This is a genomic window from Streptomyces sp. NPDC051136, assembly GCF_044455745.1.
In the GTDB taxonomy this organism is placed as follows: Bacteria; Actinomycetota; Actinomycetes; order Streptomycetales; family Streptomycetaceae; genus Streptomyces.
Genome location: NZ_JBITFE010000003.1, coordinates 203,294 through 219,778 on the forward strand (window position 1 = coordinate 203,294; position 16,485 = coordinate 219,778).

Sequence of the window (16,485 nt, forward strand, 5' to 3'; positions counted from 1 at the left end):
CTTCACGAAGGGTCATCATGGGTGCCAATTGGGCAGGGTTGTTAATCGCCGTGGTGGGCGTGGCGGGCACACTGGGGGCCGCGCTGCTGACACAGAACCGCGCGGACCGCACCAAGCGTATGGAGCTCCAGGCCGCCGCTGAACAGCGGCGCGAGGAGCGCGGTCATGCCAAGGAGTTGCTCCGGGCGGAGCAGGCCAGACAAGGGCAGCGAGAGAGCCTTGAACGGCGGCGTACCTGCTACATCACCCTGAACACTGCCTCACGCCAGTACCTGACGGCGATGACCAACTATCTCTACGCACTTCAACGTGGCGAGGACGTCGACACGTCCCTGAAGGATCTGGAGGCGTGCAGGCTGGCCTATCGGGACAGCTACGCGGAATCCCAGATGGTTGTTCCGGACGCGGTGTTGCGTTCCTCCGGCACGGCGAAGAAGCGTTTGAACTCCGCGTACGGCAAGCTCAAGAAGTACGGAGCGGCACCCGCCACATACGTAGAGGAACTGGCGACGCTGGAAGGTGAATTCCACGACGAGGTCTGGCCTTATCTGGGGGCACTGAAGCAGTCCATGCGCGCCGATCTGGGTGTCGCCGAGTAGTTGTGGCCGGTCAGCCCCGCACCACAGCCGCACCAGAATGGGCGGGGAACGGCGGTAAATCACGGTGAATCCAGGTATTACCACCAAGGCCGCGATTCAGCCGTTCGGCCAGTTCAGGGGCTGATTCGGCCCCCGTGATCGCAGCTTCCCAAGCTGAGGGCTCGGCCGGCCGCCGTCGTCAGGCGCTGGCCGTCGGTACCTGCTCCTGTCGACGGCACAGGCAGCATGGTTGAGGCCGGTGGGGGTGCAGTGAGGCACACGCGTGCGTGATCGGTTGGCGCACCCGCCGTCGTGGCGGACTGTCGTCGGCTGAGGTCCAGACAGGGCGCATCGAAAGTGCCGCCCGTCGGCCGAGCGAGACAAAACTGGGCCGTCTCTGGGCCGTCCGAGGTCGCTCAACAGTGGCCAATGACGACCAACGTCGACCACCAGACGCACGGGCCCACCGCTCTTGAGCAGCGAAAACGCAGGTTACCAAGATCCCCGGCAAGACCCAGGGCAAGAAGAAGTAGATTGATGTGATCACACCCTCGACCTGCGTGAATGGCGCGGAGCGGGGGCGTTTCACGGCCTAGGCCCCCTGCGAGCCCTCGGGCAGGTGGTCAGTATCGCCGAGAGCGTTTCGCGCACAGTCCAGCCCGCCCTCAGCCCTGCGACGTGCAGAGGACCGTCTGCATGCGCAGCAGTGTCATGGAGCGCTACTACGCGCCTTGTACCGGCTGGCAGTGTGTTCGAGGAGCTTTCGGCATGCCTCCGCCATTTCTTCCAACTGGTCGTCATCAACAGCAAAGTCCACAAGGACACCACCGTTTGAGATGGGTACCGCGCTGCGGACCTTCGCGGCTCGGAGACTGGGCCAGAAGCGACCGTGGGCAAAGCCGGAGGCCACACGCCACAGTGCTTGGGTTGGGGTAGGTGCAAGCCCAGCGCCTGCGGCAGCCTCGTAAATAATGCTCGTGGCCTCTGGCTTCGTCAGGTTGGGCAGGCCAAGAGTCTGAGCCAGTTGCTTGACCTCTTCCCGGCGCTCCGTTCCAGTCTTGCCGCCCGGCCGCGGGACGTGGTTTGTGTCTCTCTCGTGCTGGGCTCGGTTGCGGAAGTCTTCGGCCCACAGGCAGAGCACCCGGTGGCGACGCTCCTCGCGATTCTTGCCGACCAGGAGCCACGCGGCGGTAGCGAAGTTCTCAAGGGCTCCGCGCAGCAAGGTCCAAGGGCTGTGCAGGTCAACCTGTTGCGCGACGCTGACGAGCTGCTTGAAGGCCTCGACATGCATGAGGCCAGCAGAGAAGGAAGACTGGACGAACTTGGCGGTACCCCACGGTCCCAAGGGTTCGTCGTCCTTTGCCAGACTGCTGCGTTCCGCCACGTCAGGCAACAACCGGAAGTGATCGTCCCCTCGGTAGGCGTCGGCAGCGTTGAAGAGCGGAGCGAGGTAGGTGAAGTCCTCCAGGCCGTTTGCGGGCGCGTTCATTTGGTCACCGTACGCCCTCTGTGATGTGTCACGCCTGACGTTATCTATCCCTGCTCCTCTGGTCTTGCATCGTGTTCGCGTGTGCCCCACGAGCAGCTCCTGGCACGTATGGCAGGCGCACACAGGCCAGATGGCCGCGCCCGTGCCAGACGCCTGACGCCTGACGCCCGACGCCCGACGCCCGACGCCCGACGCCCGACGGAGCGTACGGAGAACATCGGGCAGAAGCCCAGAAAGCAGTCAGGCGCCAGCAGCACTACCAGCCCAGATCAGCAGACCAACAAGTAGTGGATCACCTCCATTTCCCACGATGACTCCCGAGCACCGTCCGCCGGCGCGCACTTAGCACATCTTTCCGTAGCGGTGTGCTGAAACCATGAAAGTTCCCTCAGAGGCGCTCGATCAGGGGACGCGACCCGCGTCTGGCCAGTAGGAAGTGTTCATCTCGCTTAGCACCTCTTAGGGGGAGGCATGACGTTCGCTGACCGAGTGCATGCACTTCGGCTCCGCAAGCTCAAGATCCTGGACGACCACAACAGGAGGATTCAGAAACTGCAGCGCGCCCTCAACTCTGAGCTGTCGGAGATCGACCGAGAGATCAGCGAGCTGGGCGATACGAGCGCGAGGCTTCCCTGTCTCGTGCGCATCACACCTGGCCCTGAACTGACGGTCTATCACTCAGCTGATGCGCCCTGCGGACGAGTGCATAACCGTCAAAACTTCAAGGTCATGTCGGAGATCGACGCCATGGACGCGTCTCCGTACGCCTACCTGGAGCGTTGCTCGGCCTGTGGCTGGAAGCGAGCGGCCAAGATCCACGGCAACCGTTTGATTGGAGATGTGTAAGTAGTGGTAAGGGAAGCCGACGCCGGTAGCTACCTGTACTGGTCAGAGCGCCGCGTTGACGAGATCGCGTCCGACAATGGCGTCACCTGGGACAGTCAGCTGAGCTGGACCCTCAAGGCCGCCCCGCAAGGCGTCGGGGCAGAGGTCGGGAACCGAGAGCGGGCGGGTCTCACTCGCCGCGAAAAGGCTCGCAAAATCGAAAGGGTCATTGGGGACCAGGCCGTCTCCGCTTTCAACGCACCGCCTCCCGCTCGCTTTGCCAAAGGCGTCGGTCAGGTTCGCATCGCACGGTTCATCGGTGGGCCGGAGCGAGACAAGGGCGCAGTGCTCCATGTCAGAACAAGTAGTGTCGATGGCCGACAAGTCGATCTGGTCCTCTTCGGTAGCCTGGACAGCTTCCCTGGCCACCCCTTTCGACCCTCAGACGCCCCAGCAGCCGGTTGGTTCTCCTCTGCCTGGTATGCCATTGCAGAGCTGCTGGAGAGCCGTGGTACTCGAAACACGTCTCAGTGGGACGACCCCGAATCTCTTTCCGTCGAGGCGCTGCACATAGCTCTGAACCAAGGGAGTGAACATCCTGGGATCGATCATGAAGAACCTTGGACCCGGGGGCTCACTCTCGCGCACGCACACGACTGTGAGTGGTTCGCTCAAATCTACACTGATGTCGAGTTGACCCAGACCCGTTGGGACTTCCGCGACAACAGGCGGGGCGCAGACCGCATTTTGATCGGGGCTCCTGTGTGGGTGCGGACTGCGAGTCCCGACTCGGTGACTCGGTACGCGGAACTACGACGCGCGGCGGGCAGAAGCCCCCGCCGACTGCTGTCTCTGCGCGGAAGCCGTCGTCGCGGCGCGAGCTGACCATCTCAGTTTCCGTCTCATTAAGCGCCGTTCACGGCCGTTCAGACACGACCTGGAGCCGCCCCAGCCCCGCTAACCGACCGCCCGTGAACGCAGGTGTACGCCCCGGCACGCACCCCCACGCCCCACACACACAGTTGGAAATCGTGCACGTCCTCAGGGGCTTGGGAGGGGAGTGGTGTCGGAGCTTCACGAAGTCCCGGACCAACGTGGCTCTGGGGCCTCTTCTGAGCCACCCCCCTTGGTCGCGCTTTCGCCGTACAGCGGCAGCAGACCGACCCAACGCTTCGTAGCGTACGGGCGAGCGCTGACAACGCCACTGCACCACAAGCGCACCAGATCGAACGGGGAACCACAGTGAAACCATCGACGCCGACGAGGCCGCAGCCCATCCGTCCGCCCAGGTCAATGCCCGAGCCGGCTCGAAATGACCGCAGCTTCCCAAGCTGTGGGTCTTCGCGGCACCATAGGTCCGCTGACTCCAGGGGGCGTCGTGGGGAACAAGGAGACGGAGCAGGCCGCGGTCACGCATGTGATGGCCTTGGAGCGAGCCGCCGGCCGCGATCCGAAGGACGTCCGCACCTCGGGTCTCCCGTACGACGTGGAGAGTTCGCCTCGCATGATCGAGGTGAAGGCCTTCAGCCGCTCGGCGCGCAGTGAAGCGCTGCCGCTGGAACACCGGCAGGTCGAGGCAGCCAAGGCGAACCCCGAGCGCTACTACGTCTATGTGGTCGACAACCTTGCGGGCCCCGACGGGACAGACGTCGGCGTGCGAATCCTGCACGGAGAGGCGCTCCTGGCAATGATCGAGCGAACCCAGCCCCAGATCACGTATTGGCCCACGCTCAGGGCAGCCGAGTACGACCAGGCGGAACGGCTGCTATGAGCGCTGCGGTACAGCAGCGAAGTACAGCAACCACCACGACCGCAGCCGACCGCCAAGAGCCGTCAGCGGCCGACTGACCAGCTCGCTGGACCTCAATGACCACCCAGCCGAGAGTTCGGGACGAAGAGGTCGTGGGTTCAAATCCCGCCACCCCGACGGTGAAGTAACAGGTCAGGCTCCTACTGAATTCAGTAGGAGCCTGACCTGTTTGGTGTGCGTGTCTGTCTGCGCGATCACTGCATGGCTCAGGCAGCCGTCGCGAGACGATCATCGGACCGGTGGGCTGGGATACTTCGGCCATGGGTGCTGGGGGGACAGGGAGCGGCGGTACGCGGTCGGGTGGGGCGGCGCGTGCGTCGACCGCGTCGGCGGGCGGTGTGGACTGGGGGCTGCGGGCGGCGGTGGCCGCGGACGTCGAGGTGATCGCGGAGTTGCGGGCCACGGTGTTGCGGGCCGATCTGGAGCGCCTCGGGCGTTACGACGCCCAGCGGGTACGGCAGCGGCTTCGGGACTCCTTTTCCCCGGCGCACACCTCGATCGTCGTGATCGACGGTGAGCCGGCCGGTTGCGTCACGGTCCGGCCCGTCGGGGGCAGGCAGTGGCTGGAGCACTTCTACCTCGCCCCGGAACGGCAGGGCCGGGGGCTGGGGTCCGCCGTGCTGCGCTCCGTACTGGAGCGAACGGACGCGCAGGGCGTGACCGTGGGCCTGAACGTCCTTCAGGGCAGTGCCGCCCGTCGGCTCTACGAGCGCCACGGTTTCGTCGTGGAGTCCCAGGATCCGATCGATGTCTTCATGATGCGTCCGCCCGGGGTGACGGCGGGCGCTGCCGAGGATCCCTGACCGGGTGCCCTTACGGGCGCCGGGTTCGGAATGCGGCTGCCGGCGCTGCCCTCCCGGAGGGCACGCCCTAGGCTCGGCGGTATGGGACAGCGGGGCGGGGCGGAGCAACAGGCGGATGCGGCGCAGAAGTTCACCGGTATGCGGCCGATGGAGCCGCCGCCGACCGGGTCGGACGCGCTCGGGGTGACGACCCACTACCTGACGCATTTCAGGAAGGAGTACACCCGCACGCGCGAGCTGATGAAGAAGAAGGCCCGCCGGGCCACCGTGGGGATCGCGGCCCTGAACGGACTGATCGCCGTGCTCGGTGTGGCCGTCGCGGCCTGGAGGTCCTACGCCCCCTGGCTCGGGCTGGCGAGCACCGGCGTCGCGGGGGTCGTCGGTGTCATCTCGGCGTGGAGCGGTCTCATGCGCCACCACGAGCTGTGGCAGCAGCGGAGTCTGATACTCGCGGAGCTCCAGCGCATCATCCGGAACGTCGAGCGCCGGGAAGCGGCGGGCGACGACCGGCAGCTCATCGCCCGGGAAGCCATGGAACTGCTCGACGCGACGCTGAGCCAGGACGCCAGCAACTGGGGCAGCCTGAGCCGCACTCCGCTGGCCGGAGCCCCGTACCCGTCCCTCTCGGCGCCCGCCGAACGCCCGCAGGAGTGACGGCGCGTCCGTGGCCGCCCGCCCGGCGACGGCCCTCGTACCGCTCTGCGGGTCCCGCCGTCGGCCATGTCCCGGGCAGCCCGCGGGACTGCCGCTAGGCGGAGATCCTTCCCGTCCCCTGACCACCCGCGGGACTCTCCGGGCCCGTCGGCAGTGCCACCGTGACGCGGAGGCCGCCCTCGGGGCGGGGGGCGACGGTGAGGGTGCCGTCGTGGGCCTCGGTGATGGTGGCGACGATGGCCAGGCCCAGGCCGGTGCCCGCATGGTCGGTGTGGACGCGTTCCGTGCCGCGCTGGAACGGTTCGGTGAGGGTCGCCGCCTGGGCGGGGCTGATCGGGTCGCCGGTGTTCTCGACGGTGAGCAGCGCGGTGCGGGGGCCCGGGGCGGTGTGGATCCGGACCCAGCCCCGTTCGGGGAGGTTGTGGACGATCGCGTTGTGGACGAGGTTCGCGGTCAGTTGCAGAAGGAGGGCCGGTGAGCCCAGGGCGGGGGTCACGTCACCGGCGGTTTCGAGGGTGATGCCGTTCCGCTCCGCCAGGGGGAGCAGGGTCTCGGCGGCCTCTTCCGCGAGGAGGGACAGGTCGACGTGCTCCCGGGTGAAGGCGCGCTGTCCCGCGCGGCTGAGCAGGAGCAGGGACTCGGTGAGGTCGATCGCCCGGGTGTTGACGGCGTGCAGGCGCTCGATGATCTCGCCGGTGTCCTGGTCGGGGTCGGTGCGGGCCACGTCGAGGAGCGTCCTGGAGACGGCCAGCGGGGTGCGCAGTTCGTGCGAGGCGTTGGCCGCGAAGCGCTGCTGTGCGGCCACGTGGGCTTCCAGGCGGTCGAGCATGGTGTCGAAGGCGTCGGCCAGTTCCCGGAACTCGTCCCTGCGGCCCGGCATCCGGATCCGGTGGGAGAGCGATCCGGTCTGCGCCGTGCGGGTGGCGTGGGTGATGCGGTCCAGGGGGGCGAGCATCCGTCCGGCGAGGAACCATCCGCCCAGCAGGCCGAAGACCAGCAGGAACGCCATGACCGCGACTGCCGTCGGGGCGAAGCTGCGGAGGAAGACCGTGCCCGGGGTCGCTCTCACCGCCCCCCGTTCGTTGGTGATCAGCCACCCCTGCCGTACGAGGAACACTCCCACGGCCGCGAGCAGCAGGGCGCCCGCGAGCATGAGGAAGCCCGCGTAGCTGAGGGTGAGTTTGAGGCGGACGCTCATGCCGGAGGGTCTAGGCACGGTCGCCGCCGTCGTGCCCGTCGGCGGGCGGGGTGTCGATGCGGTAGCCGACGCCCGGCACGGTGGCGATGATCCAGGGTTCGCCGAGGCGCTTGCGCAGGGCCGACACGGTGATGCGGACGGCGTTGGTGAACGGGTCGGCGTGCTCGTCCCACGCGCGCTCCAGGAGTTCCTCGGCGCTGACGACGCCGCCCTCGGCGGCGACCAGCACGTCGAGCACCGCGAACTGCTTCCTGGTCAGGGCGACGTAGCGGCCGTCCCGGTAGACCTCCCTGCGGAACGGGTCGACGCGCAGACCGGCGATCTCCCGTACGGGGGGTCTGCTGTGGGCGCGCCTGCGGTCGAGCGCACGGAGTCGCAGGGCGAGTTCCCGCAGGTCGAAAGGCTTGGTCAGGTAGTCGTCCGCACCGAGTCCGAAGCCGGAGGCCTTGTCGTCGAGGCGGTCGGCCGCGGTGAGCATGAGGATCGGCATGCCGCTGCCGGAGGCGACGATGCGACGGGCGATCTCGTCACCGGACGGGCCGGGGATGTCGCGGTCGAGGACGGCGATGTCGTAGGCGTTGACCCCCAGGAGGTGCAGGGCCGTGTCGCCGTCGCCCGCGATGTCCGCCGCGATCGCCTCCAGGCGCAGGCCGTCGCGGATGGCCTCCGCCAGGTAGGGCTCGTCCTCGACGATCAGCACACGCATGCCGTCGAGGTTACGAGCCGGCACCTGTCGTCGGCGTATCGAAAAGCGCATACGCCGGTGCAACGGGGCCTTGCCTTCACTGGCGGTATGTCTGTGACACGACCGACCTCCACGCCGCCGGCGTCCGCCCCTGCACCAGCCCCTCTCCCGGCCCCCGCGCCTGGGCCGGCACCGGCACCGGCACGGGCGTCCCTGCTCCGTGCGCTGCCGCGGCGGGTGCTGCGCGGGGCCGGCCGCTCCGGGCTCTGGAAGCGTGCGCCGGTGCTCACCGGGGCGGCGCTGGCGCTGGGCCTGGTCATGCTGCTGCACGCGTACGTCCCGAACCGGTGGGGGAACGTCGGCAGCCTGGTCGAGACCTTCCTGCCGTGGTTCGGGCTGTTCGTCCCGGCGCTGGCGGCGGGGGCGGTGTGGCGCCGGGCGCCCGCCGCGGTACTCGCGCTGGTGCTGCCGGTCACGGTGTGGCTGAGCCTGTTCGGCGGGCTGCTCGTCGACAAGTCCCACCCGGGCGGCGACCTCACCCTGGTGAGCCACAACGTCGGCGCCGGCAATCCGGACCCGGCCGGCACCGCCCGCGACCTGGCCGCGTCCGGCGCGGACGTGCTGGCCCTGGAGGAGATCACCGCTGAGGACCGGGGCGTGTACGAGACGGAGCTGGCGGAGGCGTACCCGTACCACGCGGTGCGGGGCACGGTCGGGGTGTGGAGCAGGCTGCCGCTGTCGGACACGCGGCCGGTCGACATCGCGACGGACGTCGGACCGCTGGCCGCCACGAAACCGGCCGACGTCAGGGCGGCCGGGGACCGGGCGCTGCGCACCACGGTGGCGACGGAGCGGGGGCCGCTGGCGGTGTACGTGGTCCACCTGGGCTCCGTGCGGCTGAACCCCAGGTCCGGGTTCTGGACGGGCTCGCGCGACCGGAACGCACAGGCCCTCGGCGAGGTCCTCGCCGCGGACCGGAGCGAGCGCGTGGTGCTGCTCGGCGACCTGAACGGCACCCCGGACGACCGCGCGCTGGGCGGCATCACCTCACGGCTGCGCTCGGCCCAGGAGGCGGCCGGGGACGGCTTCGGCTTCAGCTGGCCGGCGAAGTTCCCGGTGGCGCGGATCGACCAGATCCTGGTGCGCGGGGTGGAACCGGCCGGTTCGTGGGTGCTGCCCGCCACCGGCAGCGACCACCTGCCGGTCGCGGCCGCGGTCGACTGGTGAGCCTCGCGGGCTTCGCACAGCCGTCGACCTGAGACCGGCCGCCGTGACCCGCCACCTCATCGGCCTCGTCGTCATACCGGCCGAGGCGGGCGGGACAGCGGGCGACCGGGCGAGTGGGACGACCGGCGGGCGGCACGGCGGACGTCTGGGCGGCGGACGGCTGGGCGGCGGCCAGGAGGGCGGGACGGCCGGTGAGTGGTCCCGCGGGTGGCCCTCGTGGTCCCTTCCGGCGCAATCTGGGAGAGGATCTACGTGTCCTGCGCGCTCGCGGGGGGCCGACCGGGAAGGACCCAGCTCATGATCATTTTCGGCACCAAGGGATATCTCTACCAGCTCGCGATACTGACGCTGGTGTGCGGCCGGTGCGGCAACCCCTCCGCGCACACGCTCAGGAAGCGCGTCACGAAGTTCACGCTGTTCTTCGTGCCGCTGTTCCCCTTCTCCACGAAGTACGCGATGCAGTGCACCTTCTGCGGTGTCGAGCAGCAGGTGACCAAGGAGCAGGCGGAGCAGCTCCAGGCGCAGGAGACCGGCGGCCAGGGCGGCTTCCCGGGGTCCGGCGGCCAGGCGTACGGGCCGTCGGGGCAGCAGCCGTACCAGCGGCCGTGAGCACGCGGGCCGAGTCGCGGGGCGGCGGGCCCGGCGGCTGCCGCCCGAGGTGCGCGTTGCCGCCTTCCGGCAGCGTTGCCCGTTTCCGGCAGCGCTGACTACCCTCGCACCGTCGTGACACCGCGCACCGGGCGTGAGCGGCAGGGGAGGTGCGGGGTGACGGACCTGCGGACGGACGAGCCGGAGGCGTATCTGACCGGGTACGCCGAGATCCTCGCGGGGGTGGCCGACACGGGCCGCCGGCCGACCCGCGACGAGCTGGAGGAGCGGCGGCTCCTCGGCGAGCGGGCGGCGGAGGCGGGGCACAGTCTGCGCAGTCTCGTACGGCTCCACCTCGACGCCACGCGCACCTCCTGGCCCCGCGTCGGCCCGGCGGCCTCCGGCCAGGACGGCACCGGCACCGTGCTCGCCGCCGTCGCCCAGGCCGTGGACGCCTTCGCCGACGGGTACGAACGCGCGCAGCGGCTCGCCGTGCGCCAGGAAGAGGCCGCGCGGCGGGAGTTCATCGACGACCTGCTCTACGGGCGCAGCGATCTGGGCCGTCTCGCCGAACGGGCCGAGCGTTTCGGGCTCGTCCTCTCCCGTGCCCACGCCGTCGCGGTGGCCGAGGGCCCCGAGGCGTACGACGACACCGCTCCGGTGACCCGGATCGTGGAGGCCGCGCTCATCTCCCGGTTCGGTGACCGGCGGGTGCTGATCACCACCAAGAACGGGCAGTTGATCTGCATCGCGCCCGGCGACCAGGACGACGTCCTGTCCTTCTTCGCCAAGCAGGCCTTCGCCGCCACGGACGGCAGCAGGGTGGCCATCGGGCGCCCCCGGAGCGGTGCGGGCGGCGTGGTGCACAGCTACGAGGAGGCGCTCAGCACCCTCGAACTCGCCGGCCGGCTGAGCCTGGACGAGCCCGTGGTGCGCGCCGCGGACATGCTGGTCTACCCGGTCCTGGCCCGGGACCGGCAGGCGATGGCCGACCTGGTGCTGAGCGCGCTGGGTCCGCTGCGCGGGGCCCGCGGCGGTGCGGAGCCGCTGCTGCGGACCCTGGAGGTGTACTTCGACGCCGGCTGCACCGCGGCCGAGGCCGCCCGGCGGCTCGCGCTCAGCGTGCGGGCGCTGACCTACCGGCTGGACCGCATCCACCAGCTGACCGGGGCGAACCCGTCCGACCCGGTGCACCGCTACACGCTGCAGACCGCGGTCATCGGAGCCCGTCTGCTCCAGTGGCCCGCGCAGGAGCTGTAGCCCCCCCGGCAGTCCCCCTTCGCCCCCGGCACCCTTCGCCCCCGGCACAACGCCGTCGGGCGCCCACCGGCGCGGTCCGCCGAAGTCCAGCGACAGGGCGGGCGGCACGCCCCCCGTGCGGCCCGGTCCGAGAAGCCGGGCCCTGCGTGCCGTCCCCCGCCCGCCCGTCGCTGAGCTTCGGTGAGAGGGATCGTCACACGGGGCGCGGCAGCGCGTCACTGCCGGGTTCCGGCAGCCTTCGGGCGTCTTCGATGCCGCCTTCGCTCTCTTCCGCCGCCCCCTGGAACCGCACCGGGTGCCTGTGCTGTCCTTGCCCCAATGGGGACTCATACGGGGAACGTTCCGAACCAGCTTCCGCAGGCCGACGGTTACGCGCACATGGTGGTGTGCGGCGACGACGGGCTGGCGCACCGGCTGGCCGCCGAACTGCGCGGCGTCTACCGCGAACAGGTCACCCTCGTCGTCCCGCCCTCCGTACGCCGGGTGCGGCAGCCGGTGGTCGGACGGGCCCGCGCCGCCTCGGCGGCGCTCCTCGACCGGGTCAGCGCGGCCGTCAACCGGACGGGCAACGGCGATCCGGTCGGCCCGGGCCGCGAGGTGGAGGCCACCGAGCCGACCGAGGACGTGCTCGCCGAGGCCGGTGTGGAGCGGGCCACCGCGCTGGCCCTCGTGTACGACGACGACGAGACCAACATCCGCGCCGCCCTGACCGCGCGGCGGCTCAACCCCCGGCTGCGGCTGGTCCTGCGCCTGTACAACCGGCGACTGGGCCAGCACATCGAGGAACTCCTCGACCAGACGGCCGCGTTGGCGTCCGGTGACGGTACCGCACCGGGTTCCCCTCCCGGTGGCCGACCCGGTGGCGGCGAGGGGTCGACGACCGTGCTGTCCGACGCCGACACCGCCGCGCCCGCGCTGGCGGCCACCGCCCTCGTCGGGACCAGCAAGGTCGTCGATACGGACGGCATCCTGCTGCGCGCCGTCGAACGCGACCCGCCCCGCCCGGGCGAGGTGGCCGACCCGGGACTGTGCACCCTCGCGCTGCTGTCCGCGACGAGCAACGACCCGGCCGGCGCGGACGGTTCGGAGAACAGCGGCGCGCAGGGGCCGCAACTGCTGCCCGATGCGGCGGCGGTGAGGGCGGCCACCGGACGCGGGACCGTCGTCCTGGAGCAGGTGTCGTACTCCGGTCCTTCGCTGTCCGCCGGGCGGGCCGGGGTGCCCGCCTTCGGCGAACTGTTCTCGCGGCGGCTGCGGTGGTCGCTGGCCGGTCTGGGCGCGTGCGTGGTCGCGCTCGCCGTGGCGCTGATGGTGGTCACCGGGGACCATCCCCTGCACGCCACCTATGTGACGCTGCTCGACCTGTTCTCCATCAACGAGCCCGCCCACAACAAGGACTCCGGCCGTCAGATCCTCCAGCTCCTCTCCGGGTTCGTCGGGCTCCTGCTGCTGCCCGTCCTGCTGGCGGCCGTGCTGGAGGCCCTCGGCACCTTCCGCAGCGCCTCGGCCCTGCGCAAGCCCCCGCGCGGGCTCGGCGGGCACGTCGTGCTGCTGGGTCTCGGCAAGATCGGCACGCGGGTCCTGACCCGGCTGCGGGAGATGAACATCCCCGTGGTGTGCGTCGAGGCCGACCCCGAGGCGCGGGGCATGGCGACCGCGCGACGGCTGCGGGTGCCGGTGGTGCTCGGGGACGTCACCCAGGAGGGCGTCCTGGAGGCCGCCAAGATCCACCGCGCGCACTCCCTGCTCGCCCTGACCAGCGTGGACACGACGAACCTGGAGGCGGTGCTGTACGCACGGTCCGTACGGTCGCGGCTGCGGGTGGTGCTGCGGCTGTACGACGACGACTTCGCGACCGCCGTGTACCGCACCCTGCGGGCCGCGCACCCCTTCGCGCTCACCCGGAGCCGCAGCGTGACGCACCTGGCGGCGCCGTCGTTCGCCGGGGCGATGATGGGCCGCCAGATCCTGGGGGCGATCCCCGTCGAGCGGCGGGTGCTGCTGTTCGCCGCGTTGAGGGTGGCGGGGCATCCGCAGCTGGAGGGGAAGACGGTCGGGGAGGCGTTCCGGGCGGGGGCGTGGCGGGTGCTGGCGCTCGAGGTCTCCGACGGTGTCCTGGACGGGGAGCGGGCGGGAGGCGCCGCTCCCGAGGGGGCGGCGGGGCGGGGGTCGCGGTTGGTGTGGGAGCTGCCCGACACGTATGTCCTGCGGGGCTCGGACCGGGTGGTGCTGGCGGCCACGCGGCGAGGGCTGGCGGAGTTGCTGGGGCGGCGGGCGCGGCGGGGGGCGGACGTGTAGGGGCACCCGCCCCTACACGTCCGCCAGGGGGATCCGGCACTAGGACCCCGCCAGGAGGATCCGCCCCTTCGACCCGGCCGGGGGGAACCGTTGCTTCACCCCCGCCAGGGGCACCTCCCCCACGACCGCCGGCCCGTGCCCACCCGCCACCCGACTCGGTCGGCCGAGGAACCGGCGTTACGGCAAGTGCCTCCTGGCGAAGTCGAGTTCCAGGGAGACCTGCTTGATGCGTTCGTCGACGACCAGGGAGCCGTGGCCCGCGTCGTAGCGGTAGACCTCGTGGACGGCGTCCCTGGCCTCCAGGCGCTTGACGTAGTTCTCGACCTGGCGGATCGGGCAGCGCGGGTCGTTGACCCCGGCGGAGATGTACACCGGGGCCTTGACCGCGTCGACGTAGGTCAGCGGGGAGGACGCCTCGAAGCGCTCGGGGACCTCCTCGGGGGTGCCGCCCAGCAGGGTGCGGTCGAGAGCTTTGAGGCCCTCCATCTCGTCGTGGTACGCGGTGACGTAGTCGGCGACCGGCACCGCCGCGATGCCCAGCGCCCACGCCTCGGGCTGGGTGCCGATGCCGAGCAGGGTGAGGTACCCGCCCCAGGAGCCGCCGGTGAGGATCAGGCGCTCGGGGTCGGCGAGGCCCGAGGCGACCGCCCATTCCCGCACCGCCGCGATGTCCTCCAGCTCGATGAGGCCCACCCGGTGCTTGAGGGCGTCGGTCCACGCGCGGCCGTACCCGGTGGAACCCCGGTAGTTGACGCGGACGACGGCGTATCCGTGGTCGACCCACGCGGCCGGGCCCGCGGCGAAGGCGTCGCTGTCGTGCCAGGTCGGACCGCCGTGGATGTCGAAGACCGTCGGGAGCGGACCGGCCGCCCCGGCCGGCTTCTGGACCAGGGCGTGGATGCGGCCTCCGGGCCCGTCCACCCACACGTCCTCCACCGGGACCGAGCGGGGCGACTTCATGCCGGGCGGGTCCAGGACGACGCGCCCGGTGGTGGAGCGGACGGCCGGCGGCTCGGCGGCCGAGGACCACAGGTACTCCACGCTGCCGTCGGGGCGGGCCGTGGCGCCGGAGACGGTGCCGGGCGGGGTCTCGATCTCCGTCAGCCCGCGCTCGGCGAAGTCGTACCGGAACAGCTCGCTGCGGGCCTCGAAGCCGTGCACGATCAGCAGCCCGGAGCCGTCCGGATACCACTCCGCGCTCACGTCGCCCGGCAGCTCCAGGGCGAGGTCGGTCTGCTCCCCCGTCGCCACGTCCCACACCAGGGGCTCCCAGCGGCCCCGGCGCTGGTGGCCGATGAGCAGACGGGTGTCGCCGTCGACCGGCGCGAAGCCCAGGACCTCCAGGCCCAGCTCCTCCTCGCCGCCCCGGGTGTCGTCCAGCTCGGCGACCTTGCTCCCGTCGGGACGCAGGACGCGCAGCGCCGAGTGCATGGCGTCGCCGTGCTCGGTGTGCTCGATCGCGATGAGGGAGCCGTCGTGGGAGAGGTCGCCGACGCCCGCGGACTCGCGGTGCCGGTAGATCTCCGCCGGGGGCCCGCCCGCGTACGCGAGGTGGATCGTCGTGCCGTCCTCGTCCGTGGAACGGCCGATCACCGCCGTGCGCCCGTCCCGGCCGAGGGCGAGACCCGCCGGGTAGGAGGGGTCGAGGCCCGGCACGGCGAGCTCGTCCTCGCCGCCCGCGAAGGGCTGGCGGCGCCAGACGCCGAACTCGTCGCCGTCCTTGTCGTCGAACCACCAGATCCACTGCCCGTCGGGCGCGAGCACTCCGTCCGTCGTGCCGTTGGGACGGTCCGTGACCTGGCGCTGCTCACCGCCGGCGCGGTCCCACGCGTACAGCTCGTACGTCCCCGTCGCGTTCGACACGAACAGGGAGCGGTCCGGGGCGTCCTCGGCCCAGTCGGGCAGCGACACCCTCGGCGCGCGGAACCGCTTCTCCCAGTCGGGCAGCTGCCCGTCCCGCGTCCGCCGCTCGTCCGCGCCCCGCTCGTCCGCGTCCACGTCCCTGTCCGGCGGTACGGACCCGTTGCTCTCAGTCATGGCCCCATACTGCCCCGACCGGGCGACCACGCGCAGAAGAGATCCCCAGCCTGTGGACAACCTCCCCCGCCCCTCCCCTCTCCCCCACGTTTTCCACAGCCCCGAGGCAGGGGCGCCGGGTCGCGCACCGTACCGTGGAGGGCGTGTACCGGTTTCTGCTGACGCCCCGCTGGTGGGGGATCAACGTCTTCGTCGTCCTGGCCATCCCGTTCTGCATCTTCATGGGGTCCTGGCAGCTCGGCCGGTTCGAGGACCGGGTGCAGGACCACGAGACCGCCTCCACGCAGCAGGACTCGGCCCGCCGGGAAGCGGCGCGCCCGCTGAGCGACATGCTGCCCGTGGACAAGGCGACGGTCGGCGAGCAGACCACCGTCACCGGCCGGTACGACGATCAGCTGCTGGTCCCGGAGCGCAAGCTGGACGACCGGGAGGGTTTCTACGTCCTCACCCTCCTGCGCACCGACGACGGCGAGGCCCTGCCCGTCGTGCGCGGCTGGCTGCCGGGCGAGCCCGACCCGGCGAAGGCCCCGGCCCCGCCGGCCGGCGAGGTCACCGTGACCGGGGCGCTCCAGGCCGCCGAGTCCCCCGGCAGCAACGGTGTCAGCGGCCGCTCCGGCTGGCCCGCCGGGCAGACCGGCGCGATCAGCGCGGCGACGTTGCTGAACCTCGTGCCGTACGACGTGTACGACGCGTGGGTCACGCTGAACGAGGGCGACTCCGGGATGCGGACCGTGCCCGTGAGCGCGCCGCAGAACACGGGGCTCGACCTGAAGGCCTTCCAGAACCTCGGCTACACCGCCGAGTGGTTCGCCTTCGTCGGCTTCGTGATCTTCATGTGGTTCCGGCTGCTGCGCCGCGAGGTCGAACTCGCCCGCGACGCGGAGCTCGGCCTGGTCACGGAGGACGAGCAGAGCGCGCAGGACCGGCAGAGCGAGCAGGAGCGGCAGGGCGGGCGGGACCAGCGGGACGAGACCGACGGGGCCGACGGGGCCAAGGCGGGCCTCGTCTCCTGACCCGCCCAGCGTGACCCCGG

Annotated in this window: 15 protein-coding genes; 11 read left to right on the forward strand and 4 right to left on the reverse strand. The window is 70.8% G+C overall.

Annotation, left to right across the window (positions count from 1 at the left end; all coding sequences use genetic code 11):
- The first annotated feature begins 17 nt into the window (after nucleotides 1–17).
- Complete coding sequence (locus ACIBCJ_RS10095) at nucleotides 18–599, forward strand: hypothetical protein (protein WP_365979362.1); 582 nt, start codon at nucleotides 18–20, stop codon at nucleotides 597–599.
- Nucleotides 600–1,287: 688 nt separating this feature from the next.
- Here the strand turns inward: ACIBCJ_RS10095 and ACIBCJ_RS10100 are convergent.
- Nucleotides 1,288–2,067 (reverse strand): hypothetical protein, encoded by a 780-nt coding sequence (locus tag ACIBCJ_RS10100; RefSeq protein ID WP_365979363.1) that lies wholly within the window; start codon nucleotides 2,065–2,067, stop codon nucleotides 1,288–1,290.
- A gap of 471 nt (nucleotides 2,068–2,538) precedes the next feature.
- Here ACIBCJ_RS10100 and ACIBCJ_RS10105 point away from each other — a divergent pair, with 471 nt between their 5' ends.
- The 5 genes from ACIBCJ_RS10105 (at nucleotide 2,539) to ACIBCJ_RS10125 (ending at nucleotide 6,159) form a co-directional block, all read left to right on the forward strand.
- Nucleotides 2,539–2,913: a hypothetical protein gene (locus ACIBCJ_RS10105; protein ID WP_365979364.1), complete on the forward strand. Its 375-nt coding sequence runs from the start codon at nucleotides 2,539–2,541 to the stop codon at nucleotides 2,911–2,913.
- A 3-nt stretch (nucleotides 2,914–2,916) separates the two neighbouring features.
- Nucleotides 2,917–3,777: a DUF7019 family protein gene (locus tag ACIBCJ_RS10110; RefSeq protein ID WP_399282189.1), complete on the forward strand. Its 861-nt coding sequence runs from the start codon at nucleotides 2,917–2,919 to the stop codon at nucleotides 3,775–3,777.
- 493 nt (nucleotides 3,778–4,270) lie between these two features.
- Complete coding sequence (locus ACIBCJ_RS10115) at nucleotides 4,271–4,663, forward strand: DUF3883 domain-containing protein (protein ID WP_365979365.1); 393 nt, start codon at nucleotides 4,271–4,273, stop codon at nucleotides 4,661–4,663.
- Between the two features lie 299 nt (nucleotides 4,664–4,962).
- A complete protein-coding gene (locus ACIBCJ_RS10120) occupies nucleotides 4,963–5,505 on the forward strand; it encodes a GNAT family N-acetyltransferase (protein WP_365979366.1) in 543 nt (180 codons plus the stop codon).
- Between the two features lie 81 nt (nucleotides 5,506–5,586).
- Nucleotides 5,587–6,159: an SLATT domain-containing protein gene (locus tag ACIBCJ_RS10125; protein WP_362099858.1), complete on the forward strand. Its 573-nt coding sequence runs from the start codon at nucleotides 5,587–5,589 to the stop codon at nucleotides 6,157–6,159.
- Nucleotides 6,160–6,253: 94 nt separating this feature from the next.
- Here ACIBCJ_RS10125 and ACIBCJ_RS10130 read toward each other — a convergent pair whose 3' ends face one another.
- Nucleotides 6,254–7,357 (reverse strand): HAMP domain-containing sensor histidine kinase, encoded by a 1,104-nt coding sequence (locus ACIBCJ_RS10130; RefSeq protein WP_365979367.1) that lies wholly within the window; start codon nucleotides 7,355–7,357, stop codon nucleotides 6,254–6,256.
- Nucleotides 7,358–7,367: 10 nt separating this feature from the next.
- Entirely contained in the window at nucleotides 7,368–8,063 is a 696-nt protein-coding gene (locus ACIBCJ_RS10135) for a response regulator transcription factor (protein ID WP_365979368.1), read from the reverse strand.
- Nucleotides 8,064–8,150: 87 nt separating this feature from the next.
- On the opposite strand from ACIBCJ_RS10135, the gene ACIBCJ_RS10140 reads away from it, so the two are divergent.
- The 4 genes from ACIBCJ_RS10140 (at nucleotide 8,151) to ACIBCJ_RS10155 (ending at nucleotide 13,415) form a co-directional block, all read left to right on the forward strand.
- A complete protein-coding gene (locus ACIBCJ_RS10140; RefSeq protein ID WP_399282193.1) occupies nucleotides 8,151–9,269 on the forward strand; it encodes an endonuclease/exonuclease/phosphatase family protein in 1,119 nt (372 codons plus the stop codon).
- Nucleotides 9,270–9,566: 297 nt separating this feature from the next.
- On the forward strand, nucleotides 9,567–9,878 hold the full coding sequence (locus tag ACIBCJ_RS10145) for a zinc ribbon domain-containing protein (protein WP_362099850.1): 312 nt from the start codon (nucleotides 9,567–9,569) through the stop codon (nucleotides 9,876–9,878).
- Between the two features lie 156 nt (nucleotides 9,879–10,034).
- The gene (locus ACIBCJ_RS10150) at nucleotides 10,035–11,117 is read left to right on the forward strand and encodes a helix-turn-helix domain-containing protein (RefSeq protein WP_362099847.1); all 1,083 of its coding nucleotides are present in this window, start codon (nucleotides 10,035–10,037) and stop codon (nucleotides 11,115–11,117) included.
- A gap of 378 nt (nucleotides 11,118–11,495) precedes the next feature.
- A complete protein-coding gene (locus tag ACIBCJ_RS10155; protein WP_365979639.1) occupies nucleotides 11,496–13,415 on the forward strand; it encodes an NAD-binding protein in 1,920 nt (639 codons plus the stop codon).
- 177 nt (nucleotides 13,416–13,592) lie between these two features.
- Here ACIBCJ_RS10155 and ACIBCJ_RS10160 read toward each other — a convergent pair whose 3' ends face one another.
- Nucleotides 13,593–15,452 carry a prolyl oligopeptidase family serine peptidase gene (locus ACIBCJ_RS10160; protein WP_365979370.1) on the reverse strand — a complete coding sequence of 620 codons (1,860 nt, stop codon included), beginning with the start codon at nucleotides 15,450–15,452 and terminating at the stop codon, nucleotides 13,593–13,595.
- A 143-nt stretch (nucleotides 15,453–15,595) separates the two neighbouring features.
- Between ACIBCJ_RS10160 and ACIBCJ_RS10165 the strand changes: the two genes are divergently transcribed.
- Nucleotides 15,596–16,465: an SURF1 family protein gene (locus tag ACIBCJ_RS10165; protein ID WP_365979371.1), complete on the forward strand. Its 870-nt coding sequence runs from the start codon at nucleotides 15,596–15,598 to the stop codon at nucleotides 16,463–16,465.
- Nucleotides 16,466–16,485: the final 20 nt, after the last annotated feature.

What these genes read in the sequence shown, in the direction of transcription:
- ACIBCJ_RS10095 (WP_365979362.1), top strand. Translation starts at nt 18, where the DNA reads ATGGGTGCCAATTGGGCAGGGTTGTTAATCGCCGTGGTGGGCGTGGCG.
- ACIBCJ_RS10100 (WP_365979363.1), bottom strand. Translation starts at nt 2,067, where the DNA reads ATGAACGCGCCCGCAAACGGCCTGGAGGACTTCACCTACCTCGCTCCG.
- ACIBCJ_RS10105 (WP_365979364.1), top strand. Translation starts at nt 2,539, where the DNA reads ATGACGTTCGCTGACCGAGTGCATGCACTTCGGCTCCGCAAGCTCAAG.
- ACIBCJ_RS10120 (WP_365979366.1), top strand. Translation starts at nt 4,963, where the DNA reads ATGGGTGCTGGGGGGACAGGGAGCGGCGGTACGCGGTCGGGTGGGGCG.
- ACIBCJ_RS10125 (WP_362099858.1), top strand. Translation starts at nt 5,587, where the DNA reads ATGGGACAGCGGGGCGGGGCGGAGCAACAGGCGGATGCGGCGCAGAAG.
- ACIBCJ_RS10130 (WP_365979367.1), bottom strand. Translation starts at nt 7,357, where the DNA reads ATGAGCGTCCGCCTCAAACTCACCCTCAGCTACGCGGGCTTCCTCATG.
- ACIBCJ_RS10135 (WP_365979368.1), bottom strand. Translation starts at nt 8,063, where the DNA reads ATGCGTGTGCTGATCGTCGAGGACGAGCCCTACCTGGCGGAGGCCATC.
- ACIBCJ_RS10140 (WP_399282193.1), top strand. Translation starts at nt 8,151, where the DNA reads ATGTCTGTGACACGACCGACCTCCACGCCGCCGGCGTCCGCCCCTGCA.
- ACIBCJ_RS10145 (WP_362099850.1), top strand. Translation starts at nt 9,567, where the DNA reads ATGATCATTTTCGGCACCAAGGGATATCTCTACCAGCTCGCGATACTG.
- ACIBCJ_RS10155 (WP_365979639.1), top strand. Translation starts at nt 11,496, where the DNA reads ATGGTGGTGTGCGGCGACGACGGGCTGGCGCACCGGCTGGCCGCCGAA.
- ACIBCJ_RS10160 (WP_365979370.1), bottom strand. Translation starts at nt 15,452, where the DNA reads ATGACTGAGAGCAACGGGTCCGTACCGCCGGACAGGGACGTGGACGCG.